The organism is Ktedonobacter sp. SOSP1-52, from assembly GCF_016587395.1.
Genome location: NZ_BNJH01000001.1, coordinates 1,249,038 through 1,263,383, shown reverse-complemented (window position 1 = coordinate 1,263,383; position 14,346 = coordinate 1,249,038). Strand labels below are relative to the sequence as shown.

The following is a 14,346-nucleotide window of genomic DNA, read 5'->3' as shown; positions in this document are numbered from 1 at the left end:
GGTCCACTTGAGGTCACGCTCCCCAGGTTGGTGCAGACAGTATACAATACCAATATATGGCTCTTTGGCGTCCCATTATATAAGCGCGTGCTTTTAGCAGCGCAGCCCCCGCAATGTCCCCACGCCTGGGTATCGGCCTGCGGGCCTCCAGTCCATGCCAGCATGGACCCTACAACGCAATGCCCCGGGTGATAACGGTCAGGACATGCTCGCATACCTGCTCAATTGGTAGATGACGCTCGCCACGACTCCACTCGACGGCGGCGCCGAAGATGGACCAGCTCGTCACGGTGGCCGCCGTCTCGGGATCATTATGCGAATCGCTACTGGCCTTGCGCTGCTTGATACCTCGCAGCAGCAGTTCATATAATTCTTGCTGGACCGCGCGCGCGACCAGGGGTTCAAAGGGACGGTTCCCCTCCTCCCAGCGCTGTTGTACCTCTCCCAGGAACTCAAAGATAATATGGATAAGGACCTGGAGCGAGTGCCGCTCCCATTTGAAGCCTCCCGGCAACCTTTCACTTAACATCTGCTGAAAGCGGCTATGTACCAGGGCATTGAGCAAGGCGTATTTATCCTCGAAGTGGGCATAGAAGGTCGCCCGGTTCACCGTGGCGCGCTCGGTAATATCCTGCACCGTGATCGTGGAGAAGCTCTTTTCGCGCATGAGATCAAGAAATGCCTGCTGTAAGAGAGTACGCGTACGCCTTACACGCGGATCAAGACCTTTGGTTAGATTACTCATGCGCCTATCCTTTCAAGCCAGAACCCATTTTTCCATGCACTGAGCTACAACATCACAACACATTTTCATATATGTTGCTTAGACAACACATTCTTTTATTTGTCCCTTGATCAAGCATGGTACTATTATAGACGACACCTGTTGTTTATACAACACTCGCTTAGTTAGTATTATTAAGGAAAAGAAGATGAACATCGCGCTCTGGATTATACAGGTTATTCTCGCGCTACTATTTATTATGGTTGGCACCATGAAACTTTTTATGCCAATCACGGGTCTGCAAAAGAGTCTGCCCTGGGTAGGCGACGTGACCTCGATTACGGTGCGCTACATAGGCACATGCGAACTTCTCGGGGGCCTGGGGCTGATCCTGCCCGCCTTTATCCATTCCATATCTGACCTGACGATTGTCGCGGCCTTCGGCCTGGCGCTTGTGATGATCTACGCTGGTATCTTTCACTTTACGCGTAAGGAATTCTCCAATATCCCCGTCAATGTCGTCCTTTTCGCTCTCACCATCTTCCTGGCCGTTGGGCGCCTGCTTCTCAGTCCGCTATAATCTATTGTAAGATAGGGACGCATGAGGCGTCAGCACGGCTGACGCCTCATGCGTCCCTATCTTACAATGAACCAAACGAAACCAGCGGAAAGGATCGGACATGGAGAGTCAGGAGATCGAGCTGTATTTGCAGGACCTGGGCGATGAGTTGGAGCGGCGCCGCTTCAAGGAGCCACTGCGCATCTTCCTCGTCGGGGGCGCGTTTATGCTGCTGACGGTCAAGAACCGGAAGGCCACCGACGATGTGGATGTCGTGCTGCTCGATGTGCCCGATACAACCAATGTCACGCCCCAGGCAAAGGCCTTTCAGACGGCTGTCCGCGCTGTGGCGAGCAAGCACCATCTCAAGCGCAAATGGATGAACGACGACGTGGCCTATTTTATCAAGGATATGGCGCCCGATCCCCAGCCCACACTCTGGCGCAAATACAATATGCTGCATGTCTATCTGCCACCCAGGGAATACATCCTGGCCCTCAAGCTAATGGTCTTCCGCCAGAAAGATATGAACGATGTCCAGGCCCTGCTCACAGAACTCAAGGTCACGACCCGCGAACAAGCTCAGGCCATCGTTGACCGCTTCATCCCCGATCCCCGCTGGCAGGAAGAATACCTCATCGAGGAGACGCTAGAGGCGCTATTTTGATAGTGGGGGCGCTCTTTTGGGCCTGACTCGCTACCCAAATTTGTAATATGTTACAATGTTTGCGAGGGCGAAATATTGCGATATTCCATATGAGGTGAGTGAGTGAAACTGCTGCACGAATTGCAGACGATGAGCGTATCCTATCAAGAAATCTGCGCGGGTGAAGGTCCCTGGATCGCGTTGGGGAACTTCATGAATGACTTCTTTGGCAATTTCACCGAGCAGCGCTCAGAGCTCGTGCAAGATCCCATTCAGCTCCCTGCGAATGCAACCCCTGAGCAATGGCGCTGGGCGGTCTTCTGCGCCGCCTCGGTCGAATACCTCTGCCAGCAGTACGCGCTCGCCTGTCCCTCCTGGGCGCTCAATCCCGCCTATACCCTTGATGAGCCCTGGTACTACGCCCCTGGCGCGCACAAGGAGAGCGTGCGTGAACGCCTGCGCCAACGCACTCCCGCTGAGTTCACCCGCCGCAACATCTACTGCGGCAACCGCATGTTCGCCAATAAATACGAACTCGCCGCCCAGCACCGCGCATAAGAAAAAGAGGAAAATGCCGAGGTGCCATGTTGAAAGCTAGCCCTCAACATGGCACCTCGGCATTTTCCTCTTTTTTTAACGGCAGGCGAACCTCAAAGAGTGAGCCTGCCCCAATCGTGCTCTGGACGCGTATCTCCCCTCCATGGCTGTGGGCGATCCACTGGGCAATAGAGAGGCCAAGGCCTGTGCCACCGGGTTGGATATCCTCGGGTTGGGCCTCTCCCTGCCTACGTGTACGCGCTTTATCCACTCGGTAAAAGCGATCAAACAGATAGGGGAGGTGGTTGTCCGCTATGCCAGGACCATCGTCCTGGATGCGAATAATACCCCAGGATTTTTCAGCCGTTAGCTCTACGCAGACATGTTTTCCCACGCCACTGGTATACTTGATAGCGTTCTCCACCAGGTTCATGAGCATCCGGCTCAAATGCTGGGCGTCCCCTTCGATCAGAAGTTCGGGTAATTCACCCGTAGCCAGGCTTATCTGATGCTGCTGCGCCAGGGGCACCAGGCGCTCAACGCTGGCAAGGGCAATATCACTCAAATCGACCTCTTCCTTGTGCAGAGTAAACTGGCCCGTATCCGCCCGCGCCAGGAGGAGCAGGCTGTTGACGATGGTTGTCATCTGCTCATTCTCGGCCTGGATACGCTCCAGCGTCTCACGGTAGTTCTCGGGATTTTGTAAGTGCGTCGATTGCGTTAATGCCTGGTTGATCTCCAGGTTGATAATGGTGAGCGGCGTGCGCAGCTCATGGCTGGCGTCGGCGGCAAACTGGTTCTGGCGTTTGAACGCAGCCTCCAGGCGCGCTAACATTTGGTCAAAGGTCGCGGCCAGCTCACCAAATTCATCTTTGCGTCGGAGATGCAGGCGTCGGCGCAGGTCGGTCGCGTTGATCTCGTTGGCGGTACGCGTGATCATCTTGACTGGCTGGAGAGCCTTGCCAGCCAGCCAGTATCCTCCTATGGCCGCGACCAGCAGCCCCATGGCGGCATGGAAGAGCCAGATGGACAATAACTGCACAGGATATGCTTTTGCCTGGCCCACCATGAGCGTCGCGACCCGCGCATCATGCTCCAGAAGAGGCGTGACCAGGAAGCGATAAGTACTGTTTGCTCCTCGCCAGTTTGCTGAATGCTGCGACTGAGAGATGGTTATATCAAATAATGCCTGGTTGCTATCAGCACGTTCCTCGAGCTGCTGTATACTGTCAGCCGGAAGTGTTCCTCGTACGTCCAGAACCGTATGATCCGGTCGTAGCAGGAGCACGACCTCGTTTTGGGAGAGAGAGAATCTCTGTGAAGAAGGAGCGGCTTTCTGCAAGAGGGCCTGTTTATAGGTATCGCGCAGGTGCTGCGTGTCCTGGTATAGCTGCGTCTCCAGCTTGCTTTCAGCCGCGTCAGGACTCAGAAATGTCTGGGTCGCATACAAGCTGCCACCAAAAAGGAAAAGGATGAAGGCAATGATGGCCAGATACCACAGCGTCAGGCGCACACGCACACTGGAGAGAAAGGGCACAAAAGCAGGTTGACGTTTTCTCATTGCGCCTCCTGCTTGTCGCCCGGCGACGAGAGGCAGTAGCCCACGCCGCGAATAGTTGTCAGGAGCTTCGTAGTAAAGGGGGCATCGATCTTGCGGCGCAGCCTACGCACATAGACATCAATGACATTCGAGCTGCACTCAAAATCATAGTTCCAGATATGCTGTTCAATCATATCTCGCGTCACCACCTGGCCGGGATGATACATGAAGTATTCCAGTAATGCGTACTCCCTGGGTGTAAGTTCAATGGCCTGCCCTTCGCGTTCCACGGTATGCGTAGCCGGATCAACAACAAGGCTTCCTATCTCCAGGCGCGCGCTTTTGTAGGGCTGCTGGCGTCTCAACAAAGCTCGCAAACGCGCCAGCAATTCATTCATGGCGAAGGGCTTGACCAGGTAATCATCGGCGCCACAATCCAAACCCCGCACGCGGTCATCGATGCTATCACGCGCAGTCAGGAGCAAAATGGGCGTTTGCACGCGGCGCCGGCGCAGCTCACGACATACCTCCAGGCCATCCTTCTTGGGCAAAAGGATATCCAGGATGATCAGATCATAGGGAGCTAGCTCGGCCAGGTCCTGCCCCTCCTGGCCATCATAGGCTGCATCCACACTATATCTCTCATTGACGAGATTCGTCTTCAATGATTCGCTGAGGCGGTAATTATCTTCTATCACAAGAATACGCATCGGAAAATTTCACTCCTCTCTTCAAGAGGTGTTTTCAGCATCTGCCACGCCAACATATCTTACCCCTAATTATCGCATGGATAGATGACAAAACGATGACAAAAAAAGGTGCGAAAGTTCACGCTGCTGTCATTCAGGCTGAGTACACTATGGCTACCACTAAAGACGGTATATGAAAGGAGTCTTCTTAAATGATTGCGGTACAAATTACACGCTGGGTAGCCAGTATCATTGGCCTGGGGGCGCTCTTACTGGGCCTGGCCTTCTGGCTCTTCCATATCGATCTGCTTAATGTACACATGCTGTTTGGATTTATCGTGACACTCTCGCTGCTGGGTCTGGGCATCGCCATGCTCTTCTCCCGAGGTCTACGCCTGCTAGGCATAATCAGTATCATCTATGCGCCGATCCTGCCAGTCTTTGGCATGACTCAGGACACACTGCTTATCGGCGACCTTCACTGGCTTATTCGCGTCGCGCATATGCTCGTTGGCATCGGCGCTCTCGTGCTCATCGGCCTTATTGGCGCACGCTATCAAGCCCTTAAGCGCAATTCCAGCAACCCGACCCTGAAGGCGTCTCTCTCTTCCGAGAAAGGATAGCTGCATGTGGCAAACCATCTGCCTTTGCCCCCCTACAATGCCTGAGAGTGAGCGACTACGTTTTCTAAACCTCTACGGACAATTTGTCCACCCACACCAGGAGTTTAACGAGGTAGACCTGGGGCTGGCGTTTCTCTCGCATCTCACGCCCGCCGAGGCTCTGACGGTACTTCAGGAGCGCCAGAATCTTATTGAGCGCTCTCAGGAGTGGCTAAGTATGCACAAGCGGAATGATGATGGAGAATTACTAAACCTGCTCATTCAAGATCACACATATACCTTGTTAGAGGCCGAGCACAGCTGGCTAGAAGGCGCTGTTCGCCGCTTGCGTAGCTCGGCCACGTAGATAGTCCGACGCTGCTAAAGCACGCGTCTACATATGACGCGCATATGTAGACGCGTGCTTTAGCGGCGTCGTCCCCAGCCTCGGGCATAGACTCCAGTTTTTATGGTGCCTCCTGCTGGTGCTTTGCTTTGCTTGCCTGCGTGACATGCTCCATGTCGGCGGGCTGGGGATGCACAATCAGTAGGGGTTGGCTTGAGGCTTGCAGTACATCCTCGGTGACGCTCCCCTGGCGTAGGCGGGGCAGGCCCTCGCGTCCATGCGTCGCCATGGCGATAATCTCACGTTGAGTGTCATAACAGGAGGCGGCGAGAATCTTCTGCCAGAGCGGCTTGCCGGGCCTGTAGGTGACAATGGAGGAGACGATCTTCAACCCATATTGCTTGAGATCGCCAGTCTGGAAGCGCTCCTGACAGTCTTTCAGGTAGGTCGCCGCCTCCTCTTGTGCCTCTCCAGGCTCTTCTGTAGCTGAGGAAACCTTGACCGCGTACATGAGATGTATACGTCCAGACTCAGGCTGGGCAAGGGCCTGCGCAAGTTCAGCGGCGGGCTGAAGCACGGTCTCTGCATAGGGCGAGCCATCGAGGGCACACAGAATTCCTGGTGCCTCTCCCTGCCTCAGGCTCGTGAAAAATCGCTCATCGCGCACAAGCAGCACGGGGACTGGACTCTGCCGCTCGACATACTGCGCCACGCTGCCCATAAGCCAGCGCACGCCCTCCGCTCTCTCCCCATGGCTACACATGATAATCAACTGAGCATCATACTCCTGAGTCTGGCGTAAAATACAATCGCCTGGCAGCCCAACTATGACTTTGCTGCTCGCCCTTACGCCCTGGAGGCGCGAGGACGCCATGACCTGCTTCAGATATGTCTCGGCCTCCTCAAGATACATCTTGCGCGCCTCCTCCAGCACATACTCCGAGACGTCCGTATGCAGATGCATATGGAACTGCTCCGGCGTGATGACGCGCATCAGGAGTAGCGAGGCACCCGTAGCTCGTGCCAGGCGCCCGGCAATAGCCAGTGCCTCTTCTGATCTAGCCGACCCATCAAGCGGGACAAGCATGCGCTCGATCATAACCATTCCCCCTCATAAACAAACCACTTATCTTTGCATTACCCTCTACCTTTAAGATACTCTTAGACCATGAATGAGTAGGGCCACCATATTTTTCTATCTCGAAGGAGTACATTATGTCATCGACACCGCCGTCAGAGCTTGTGCTCAGCGAGCGCCAGGGGGATGTCCTGGTCGTGACACTGAACCGTCCCCAGATCCGCAACGCCATCAACCCCGCTACGGCACGCCGCCTGGCCGAAATTTTTCGCGCGTTTGACGAGGATGATACGCTGTCCGTCGCGGTCCTGACGGGCGCGCAGGACACCTTCTGCTCTGGCTTCGACCTGGCCAGCGTCTCACAGCAGAGTGACATGCCGGATCTGCTACAAGGCGGCGACGCGCCCCTGGGTGTGACGCATATGCAGATCAGTAAGCCAGTGATCGCAGCCGTTGAGGGCTATGCCGTGGCGGGTGGGCTGGAAATCGCCCTCTGGTGCGACCTGCGCGTGGCCGCCGAGAACGCGACCTTTGGTGTCTATAACCGCCGCTGGGGGATCCCACTCATCGATGGCGGCACCATTCGCCTGCCTCGCCTGATCGGCCAGGGCCGCGCACTCGACCTGATCCTGACCGGGCGCAGCGTCCCCGCGCAGGAAGCCTTCGCCATGGGCCTGGTAAATCGCCTCGTCCCCAACGGGCATGCTCTTGCGCACGCGCTCGAACTCGCGCGTGAACTGGCCCGCTTGCCACAACACTGCCTGCGCTCCGACCGCCTCTCGGTCTATGAACAATGGGGCATGGAGATGCCTGCCGCCCTGCATAACGAGGCTAGACGGGGCCAGGAGGTGCTCAACTCGGGCGAGGCTCTGCGTGGCGTCCAACGCTTCGCCTCAGGCCACGGGCGCCACGGAAATTTAAAAGACATATAGGGTGTGAGAGCGGGCAGGCTCTGCCTGCCCGCTCTCACACCCTATATGTCTTTTGGGTACCTTTGTGTGATATCCTTTGGGTACCTTTGTGTGCTAGCAGGGCAGGCTCCATCAGCTCTGCCAGCATATACCCTTACCATCCCAATACAGGAGTATACATATATGACACGAGCGCGTTTGCGTGACCTGGGCATTACAATTGGCAACTATCCCACAGGCGCCTATAACGCCATTACCGATGTACCGGGCGTCCTGGTGGGGCATGAGACCATTATTTCCGACGAGGGCCGCACCGCCCGTACGGGTGTGACCACAATTGTGCCACGCGAGGGGGCCATCTGGAGCGATCACGCCTTCGCGGGCTACTTCAGCTTCAATGGCTGCGGTGAGATGACGGGCCTGCCCTGGGTCGCCGAGGCTGGGCTGATCCATACTCCTATCGCGATCACCAATACCAACTCGGTCGGCGTGGTGCGCGACGCCCTCTGCGCCTATCCGCTTGAGATAGCCTCTAGTTTTGAGGTTCCGCCCTCCATCGCCTCGTCCTGGTCAGGGAGCCTGCCCGTGGTAGGCGAGACCTGGGATGGCTGGCTCAATGATATCGAGGCATTTCATGTGACGCGTGAGCATACCTTCCGTGCCCTCAAGGCCGCCCGCACAGGCGCGGTCGCCGAGGGAAACGTCGGCGGCGGCACGGGCATGATCTGCCACGAGTTCAAGGGTGGCATTGGCACCTCCTCGCGCATCATCAAATATGCTCATGCCAGTTATACCGTGGGCGTCCTGGTGCAGGCCAACTATGGCAGTCGCAACCTGCTCTCCATCGGCGGCGTTCCCGTGGGCCGCGAGCTCGACTTCTCACAGATCGCCAGTCCCTGGATCGAGCCGCCCAAGGGAGGGTCTATCATCGTCGTTGTCGCCACCGATGCCCCGCTCATCCCGGTACAGTGCCAGCGCCTGGCACGCCGCGCAACTGTGGGACTGGCGCGTGTGGGTGGAGTGGGTAGCAATGGCAGCGGCGATATCTTCATCGCCTTCGCCACGGGCAACCACCTCCCGGTCGGCTCACAGACTCCCATCGACCTCCAGATGCTGCCCCATGACCACATGGACCCCATTATCGAGGCCGTCGCCGAGGCCACCGAGGAATCCATCCTTAACGCCCTCACCGCCGCCGACACCATGGTCGGCTATAAGGGCCGCACTGTCTATGGCCTCCCCCTCGACGAGGTCACCCGCGTCATGCGCAAATATCGCCCCAATTCAATGTAAAGAGAATAGAGAGAGTGTTGCTCGACGCGTGCTTTAGCACGCGTCGAGCAACACTCTCTCTATTCTCTTTACGCAGAACAACTTTTTGTTGTATCCTAACACATGTATAGTATATGTAATTAATAGTTCAGTGATCTTTACAATTCTAAATAAAGTAGAGATTATGCTCTCAAGGAGTGATTCACTATGCCTTTGGGAACCTGGTGGCGTGGAGATAACCTTCCACAACTCCCCCCTTTACCATCCTTTTCTGCGCGCACCAGCACAGATACCTCTCTCATCACTGAGATAGCTGAGCTTTCTACGCAGGAGGTTGAAAAGCGCCTCGGCGAGGAGAATCTCTTCTACATCGCCTACATGGAAGAGACACCCACCTCCTATGGCTGGGTCGCGACACGTGAAGGCTACATTCTCGAATTTCAACTCTTCTTCCCTATTCACGCCAATGAGCGCTACCTGTGGGACTTCAGGACACTTCCCGAATGGCGTGGACGCGGCATCTATCCCCATCTCTTACAGGGCATTATGCGCCAGGAACCCGCCCAGGTGGAACGCTTCTGGATTGGCTATGCCCCTGGTAACGAAGCCTCCAGGCGCGGCATTAGCAAAGCCGGCTTCCACTTTGTGGGCGAGTTCGCCTTTGATGACGCGCATAAACTCAGCTTTGAGACCTTTGATATAAGCGAGCGTTCCCTGGCCGGGGCCGCTTTCTACCAACTTCCCATCCTCGTCCAGAAACCATCCGAGCAAGATGTCCAGGGAGCCTGATGCGTTTACCAAACTACAAGCAATGTTTTAGAGGCTGAAATTCTCGTGGCTTAACAGCCAGCGTTTCCGTTCCAGCCCACCTGCGTACCCGGTGAGAGAGGCGTCTGCCCCGACGACGCGGTGACACGGCAAGACGATTGCCACCGGGTTCAACCCATTGGTGCGTCCCACCGCCCGGGACGCCGTTGGCCTCCCTAGCTTGCTCGCCAGTGCACCATAGCTCAGCGTCTGCCCTGGCGGGATAGAGCGCAGTGCCTGCCAGACCTCCTGCTGAAAAGGTGTCCCGCCCGTATTTACAGGTATCTCGTCCAGACTATGATAATCGCCCTCCAGGTAACGGCGCACCCGGCTGCTAAAGCCGCAGGGATCCGCCTGCGGCACCAGGCTCACCGGCCCATATCTCCGCTCCAACAACATCATCATGCGTTGCTCATAGTCCGCATAGTCCAGCGAACAGAGCCGCCCCTCATCCTCCACCAGCACAATCGTACCAACCGGCGATTCCAAACTATCCACATGTAAGCGCTTCATAGGTTATGCTCCCATCCTTTCTTGCTCGACGCTGCTAAAGCACGCGTCTACATATAAAGATACGGGCATCTCGCGCCATCATATGTAGACACGTGCTTTAGCAGCGTCGGGCCCTAGCTCTACGCCTATAATAGCGCATACCCTGAACCCTCGCTGGCGGTTTTCGGACATGAACGTGCCTCAGCATCCTCAGGCCGAGCGATATGCTACGCTCAGTCCCTTGCCAATGGGAATAACCAGCTTCTCAAACTGTGGGAGTTCATCGAGGGTCTTCAAGTAACCAGTAATCTCGTCGGGATGCGAAATGACATTATCGGCCAGGAGGAAGACATCGGGAGCCAGTTTGGGGAGAAGCAGCCCGACCTGCGCGGGCGCGCTATAGCGGTCGGCATCGAAGAAGACACAATCCAGGGGTCCGGATAGGTTGGCGATAATCTCTGTGGCATCGCCACACTTGAGGTCGACAAGCTCGCGCAGGCCAGCCTGGCGCAGGTTGGTGGCGGCCAGCTCATGCTTATGCGGATCGCGGTCAATGCTCACTACGCGCCCACCATGCTCTGAGGCCGCCCAGGCCAGCCAGGTCGTACTATAGCCATTCGAGGTGCCAATTTCCAGAATATGCTTGCGCTGCGTGCTACGCAATAAGATATGGAGGAACTGAGCCGTCTCTGGCTCCAGATTGAGCATCTTCTGGCCACGCTCTTGCACGTGGGCATCGTTCGCCCGCCCCTGCGCATACAGTTCTTCCAGGAACGCTTGAACATCAATATTACTCATAAATCGCTCCTTTTTTCTTCCCAGTGTAGCACACACTCGGGGTAAGGTGCGTGAGGGTGCGGCAAGTTTCTTTTCGAAATCCTTTCCTTACCTTGCCACGGAAGAAGTAGAAGTAGGAACGATGAATGGACACCGCTCTCAAGCTGTTCAATTACTTGCACGTAAACCTCCAGCGGAAGGACGGTAGAGAAAGGTAGTTGGTACTGAACCACTCTCCCAGTACGCGGTTTTGAAGGTGCCTTATGCTATACTTTTAAAAAACACAACAATTATAGCAGAAAGGGCCAGAATGCCGAACACCATACGTGCGCTTCTCTTCGACCTCGACGATACCCTGTACAGCAGAAATGCAGCTTTCCGCAGGTGGGTGCAGGAGTTTGTACACAATGACCTCGGGCTGGCGGAGGATGACCAACGTTGCCAGGAGGCTATCGAGCACATCATTGACATGGACGAATGCGGGTACAGTCCTCGCGAAATGCTCTTCCGCAAAATAAAGGAGGCCCACCACCCGATACTCCAAAAGAGCGTAGACCAGTTGATTGAGACCTACAATCATCAGTTTCTCGACCACATACGCCTGGAGGAGGAGACACAGCACCTTCTCACTGCTCTGAAAGGTACTGGCTTGCCTTTTGGCATTATTACTAATGGGGCGATATCCCGTCAACTCCACAGGATACGCGTTCTAGGTCTCGATAAATTGACCTCCTGCATCTTTATCTCCGAACGTTTTGGATGCGAAAAGCCTGATTCTGCCATTTTTCTGGCTGCCGCAGCCTGCCTGGGCTATGAACCAGACGATATTCTCTTCATTGGCGACCATCCACAGAAAGATATCTGGGGCGCACGACGGGTGAGGATGCATACCGCCTGGTTACACCATCAGCGCGAATGGCCCGCTGAACTAATGGAGACACCACCGGATTACAGTATCGGCTCTCTGGGGAATTATGTGCCTTGTTGACCCCCAACTCAACTTATTCGCTATAAATACAGATTATATGAATAGAACTCTCCGTCTCTCTGCCATCCTGCAACCTCGTAGAGAGTTTGCGCACTGCTATTATTGATGGCAGTTGTTAAGGTTAAGCCTCTGGCCTGGGTTTCTACGGCAAATTCTCTTGCACGGTCTAAGAGGGCCTTGCCGACGCCAGAACGTCTCGCTTCCGGTATGACAAAAAGATCGTTTAATATCCACAGAGGTTTCAGTGAGACCGAGGAGAAGGAGGGGTACAGTTGCGTAAATCCATACGCCTGCCGTACTCCATTTTCGTCACTTTTGAGGGACAGAGCGAGGAAGATCACTGAACTGTTTTCCTGCAGTCGCGCGGTGAGAAAGTTTTGCGCGGCTACTAAGTCTGTTGCTTGCTGATAGAACTGGCGATATGCGTCGAAGAGTGGTGCAATGAGTGCTACATTTTCTATCGTTGCCCTGGTAATCTCAAAGGTAGATTTGCGCGTATTCATAACTTGTCTCTCTGGCCTTTCCAATACTAATTGCGGAACTGACAGTTGATGGTAAATGGCATCAAGCAGTTACGCCCTTACAATTTGTCCAGCTATCTTAGTCAGAAGATGGTCTGCTTACAAGGGCCACTTCGAGATATATTGAAGATGCCAATTAAGGTGAGCATTTATTATTTTGTCGTTTTATAGAAAAAAGCATGAGGAGCGCAGATCTGGCACATCCGGTATGTTCATGTCCGAAAACCGCTAGTCAGAACCTTCCTGGTGGCGTATGATAGTCACACAAAGGAACCAGGACTGGGTGTTCCGCGTGTGTCGTAGTCTCATCATGCCAAAGGAAAATATGCTATGGAAGCCTCCACCAGTCTGCATACCGACTTCGATCTCTGTTACCGCGCGGTCTGTAGCCGCGATCCCCGCTTCGACGGGCGCTTCTACACGGCAGTGACCTCGACGGGCATCTATTGCCGTCCCATCTGCCCAGCGCGTACACCTCAGGCTCGAAATATACGGTTCTTCTCCTCCGCAGCGGCAGCGGAGGCGGCGGGCTTTCGTGCCTGCCGCCGTTGCCATCCAGAGTCCAGTCCCGGATCCTCGGACTGGAATGTGCGTGCCGATCTCGTGGCGCGGGCATTGCGCCTGATCGCCGCTGGCCTGGTGGATAGCGAGGGCGTATCCGGGCTGGCGCAGCGCCTGGCTGTTAGCGAGCGCCATATTCATCGCGAGCTTACCGCCGAGGTCGGCGTGGGTCCACTGGCCCTGGCGCGCAGTCGCCGCGCCCAGGTCGCGCGCCTGCTCATAGACCAGACCGACCTGCCCCTGACCGAGATCGCCTTTAGCTCCGGCTTCGCCAGTATCCGCCAATTCAATGAAACTATGCAGCAGCTCTTTGGCTGCGCGCCTTCAGAGTTTCGCCGCCGCCAGATCTCAGAGGGAAATGGCGCGGGCAAGCTAACACTCCGCCTACAGTATCGCCCACCCTTCGCCTTTGGCCCGCTGCTGGTCTACCTGGAGAGGCGCGCCCTACCAGGTGTCGAAGAAGTCGTCAATGGTGTCTACCGCCGCACTATCCGCCTTGCACGCTCTCAGGGCCTCCTCGAACTGGAGCCTCAGCCCGCCATACACGCGGTCGCGGTACGCCTCTCGCTGGATAACCTCAATGATGTAAGCGCCATTGTCCAGCGTTGTCGCAACCTCTTCGATCTGGATGCTGATCCCAACGCCATCATGCACATGCTAGAAGCAGATCCCCTGCTCGCGCCGCTCGTCGCCGCCCTGCCCGGCCTGAGAATTCCCGGCGCCTTCGATGGCTTTGAGCTGGCGGTACGCGCCATCCTTGGTCAGCAGGTCTCGGTCGCGGGTGCGCGCACGCTTGCAGCCCGCGTCGCCCGCGCCACCGGTGAGCCGCTCGCCCAGCCAGATGGCACGCTCACACACTACTTCCCCACGCCCGCCCAGCTTATAGAAGGCAGCCTAGACGGCCTGGGCATCACCACCTCACGCATCAAGGCCATCAAAGAGTTGGCGCGTAGCGTAGATGCGGGCGCGGTCGTCCTCGATCGTGGCGCCGACCGCGCGGAGACCGTCACCCACCTCCAGGGCCTCCCCGGCGTTGGTCCCTGGACCGCCAGCTATATCGCTATGCGCGCCCTGGGCGATCCCGACGCCTTCCCCGTCACCGACCTGGGCCTGCGCCGCGCCTTCGAGCAACATAACCTGCCCGCCAGCCCCAAGCATATCGCGGCCCACGCCGAGGCCTGGCGTCCCTGGCGCGCCTACGCCACCCACTATCTCTGGCACAACCTCGCCTCCTCGAATAAGAGCAAGATAGGAGAAGTTTTTCCCGATGTGAGTGAGTAAGCTTGATATATATGC

17 protein-coding genes are annotated in these 14,346 nt (G+C 56.0%); 10 read left to right on the top strand and 7 right to left on the bottom strand.

What is annotated here, in order from left to right:
- Window positions 1-169 precede the first annotated feature (169 nt).
- Window positions 170-745: a TetR/AcrR family transcriptional regulator gene (locus JMJ16_RS05730; RefSeq protein WP_201379150.1), complete on the bottom strand. Its 576-nt coding sequence runs from the start codon at window positions 743-745 to the stop codon at window positions 170-172.
- 187 nt (window positions 746-932) lie between these two features.
- On the opposite strand from JMJ16_RS05730, the gene JMJ16_RS05725 reads away from it, so the two are divergent.
- The 3 genes from JMJ16_RS05725 (at window position 933) to JMJ16_RS05715 (ending at window position 2,487) form a co-directional block, all read left to right on the top strand.
- A complete protein-coding gene (locus JMJ16_RS05725) occupies window positions 933-1,304 on the top strand; it encodes a DoxX family protein (protein WP_201379149.1) in 372 nt (123 codons plus the stop codon).
- A gap of 100 nt (window positions 1,305-1,404) precedes the next feature.
- Window positions 1,405-1,950 carry a DUF6036 family nucleotidyltransferase gene (locus JMJ16_RS05720; RefSeq protein WP_201379148.1) on the top strand — a complete coding sequence of 182 codons (546 nt, stop codon included), beginning with the start codon at window positions 1,405-1,407 and terminating at the stop codon, window positions 1,948-1,950.
- A gap of 102 nt (window positions 1,951-2,052) precedes the next feature.
- On the top strand, window positions 2,053-2,487 hold the full coding sequence (locus tag JMJ16_RS05715; protein ID WP_201379147.1) for a hypothetical protein: 435 nt from the start codon (window positions 2,053-2,055) through the stop codon (window positions 2,485-2,487).
- Window positions 2,488-2,530: 43 nt separating this feature from the next.
- On the opposite strand, the gene JMJ16_RS05710 is transcribed toward JMJ16_RS05715, so the two are convergent.
- Window positions 2,531-4,027, bottom strand: a complete 1,497-nt coding sequence (locus JMJ16_RS05710) for a cell wall metabolism sensor histidine kinase WalK (RefSeq protein ID WP_201379146.1) — start codon at window positions 4,025-4,027, stop codon at window positions 2,531-2,533.
- Window positions 4,024-4,716 carry a response regulator transcription factor gene (locus JMJ16_RS05705; RefSeq protein WP_201379145.1) on the bottom strand — a complete coding sequence of 231 codons (693 nt, stop codon included), beginning with the start codon at window positions 4,714-4,716 and terminating at the stop codon, window positions 4,024-4,026. The genes JMJ16_RS05710 and JMJ16_RS05705 overlap by 4 nt, the downstream gene beginning before the upstream one ends.
- Window positions 4,717-4,907: 191 nt before the next feature.
- Between JMJ16_RS05705 and JMJ16_RS05700 the strand changes: the two genes are divergently transcribed.
- A complete protein-coding gene (locus JMJ16_RS05700) occupies window positions 4,908-5,318 on the top strand; it encodes a hypothetical protein (RefSeq protein ID WP_201379144.1) in 411 nt (136 codons plus the stop codon).
- A 4-nt stretch (window positions 5,319-5,322) separates the two neighbouring features.
- Entirely contained in the window at window positions 5,323-5,664 is a 342-nt protein-coding gene (locus JMJ16_RS05695; RefSeq protein WP_201379142.1) for a hypothetical protein, read from the top strand.
- Between the two features lie 100 nt (window positions 5,665-5,764).
- Here JMJ16_RS05695 and JMJ16_RS05690 read toward each other — a convergent pair whose 3' ends face one another.
- Complete coding sequence (locus JMJ16_RS05690; RefSeq protein WP_201379141.1) at window positions 5,765-6,742, bottom strand: universal stress protein; 978 nt, start codon at window positions 6,740-6,742, stop codon at window positions 5,765-5,767.
- A gap of 116 nt (window positions 6,743-6,858) precedes the next feature.
- Between JMJ16_RS05690 and JMJ16_RS05685 the strand changes: the two genes are divergently transcribed.
- The 3 genes from JMJ16_RS05685 to JMJ16_RS05675 all read left to right on the top strand — a co-directional run bounded on the left by JMJ16_RS05685 (window position 6,859) and on the right by JMJ16_RS05675 (window position 9,693).
- Window positions 6,859-7,653: a crotonase/enoyl-CoA hydratase family protein gene (locus tag JMJ16_RS05685; RefSeq protein ID WP_201379140.1), complete on the top strand. Its 795-nt coding sequence runs from the start codon at window positions 6,859-6,861 to the stop codon at window positions 7,651-7,653.
- Between the two features lie 162 nt (window positions 7,654-7,815).
- The gene (locus tag JMJ16_RS05680; RefSeq protein ID WP_201379139.1) at window positions 7,816-8,925 is read left to right on the top strand and encodes a P1 family peptidase; all 1,110 of its coding nucleotides are present in this window, start codon (window positions 7,816-7,818) and stop codon (window positions 8,923-8,925) included.
- A gap of 186 nt (window positions 8,926-9,111) precedes the next feature.
- Complete coding sequence (locus JMJ16_RS05675; RefSeq protein ID WP_201379138.1) at window positions 9,112-9,693, top strand: GNAT family N-acetyltransferase; 582 nt, start codon at window positions 9,112-9,114, stop codon at window positions 9,691-9,693.
- 27 nt (window positions 9,694-9,720) lie between these two features.
- Here the strand turns inward: JMJ16_RS05675 and JMJ16_RS05670 are convergent, their stop codons facing one another.
- Both JMJ16_RS05670 and JMJ16_RS05665 read right to left on the bottom strand, forming a co-directional pair.
- Window positions 9,721-10,224: a methylated-DNA--[protein]-cysteine S-methyltransferase gene (locus JMJ16_RS05670; protein WP_201379137.1), complete on the bottom strand. Its 504-nt coding sequence runs from the start codon at window positions 10,222-10,224 to the stop codon at window positions 9,721-9,723.
- A gap of 189 nt (window positions 10,225-10,413) precedes the next feature.
- Complete coding sequence (locus tag JMJ16_RS05665) at window positions 10,414-11,001, bottom strand: O-methyltransferase (protein WP_201379136.1); 588 nt, start codon at window positions 10,999-11,001, stop codon at window positions 10,414-10,416.
- Window positions 11,002-11,290: 289 nt separating this feature from the next.
- Here JMJ16_RS05665 and JMJ16_RS05660 point away from each other — a divergent pair, with 289 nt between their 5' ends.
- Window positions 11,291-11,968 carry an HAD family hydrolase gene (locus JMJ16_RS05660; RefSeq protein WP_201379134.1) on the top strand — a complete coding sequence of 226 codons (678 nt, stop codon included), beginning with the start codon at window positions 11,291-11,293 and terminating at the stop codon, window positions 11,966-11,968.
- A 20-nt stretch (window positions 11,969-11,988) separates the two neighbouring features.
- Here JMJ16_RS05660 and JMJ16_RS05655 read toward each other — a convergent pair whose 3' ends face one another.
- Complete coding sequence (locus tag JMJ16_RS05655; protein WP_201379132.1) at window positions 11,989-12,471, bottom strand: N-acetyltransferase; 483 nt, start codon at window positions 12,469-12,471, stop codon at window positions 11,989-11,991.
- 348 nt (window positions 12,472-12,819) lie between these two features.
- Here JMJ16_RS05655 and JMJ16_RS05650 point away from each other — a divergent pair, with 348 nt between their 5' ends.
- The gene (locus JMJ16_RS05650) at window positions 12,820-14,331 is read left to right on the top strand and encodes a DNA-3-methyladenine glycosylase 2 (RefSeq protein WP_201379130.1); all 1,512 of its coding nucleotides are present in this window, start codon (window positions 12,820-12,822) and stop codon (window positions 14,329-14,331) included.
- Window positions 14,332-14,346 lie beyond the last annotated feature (15 nt).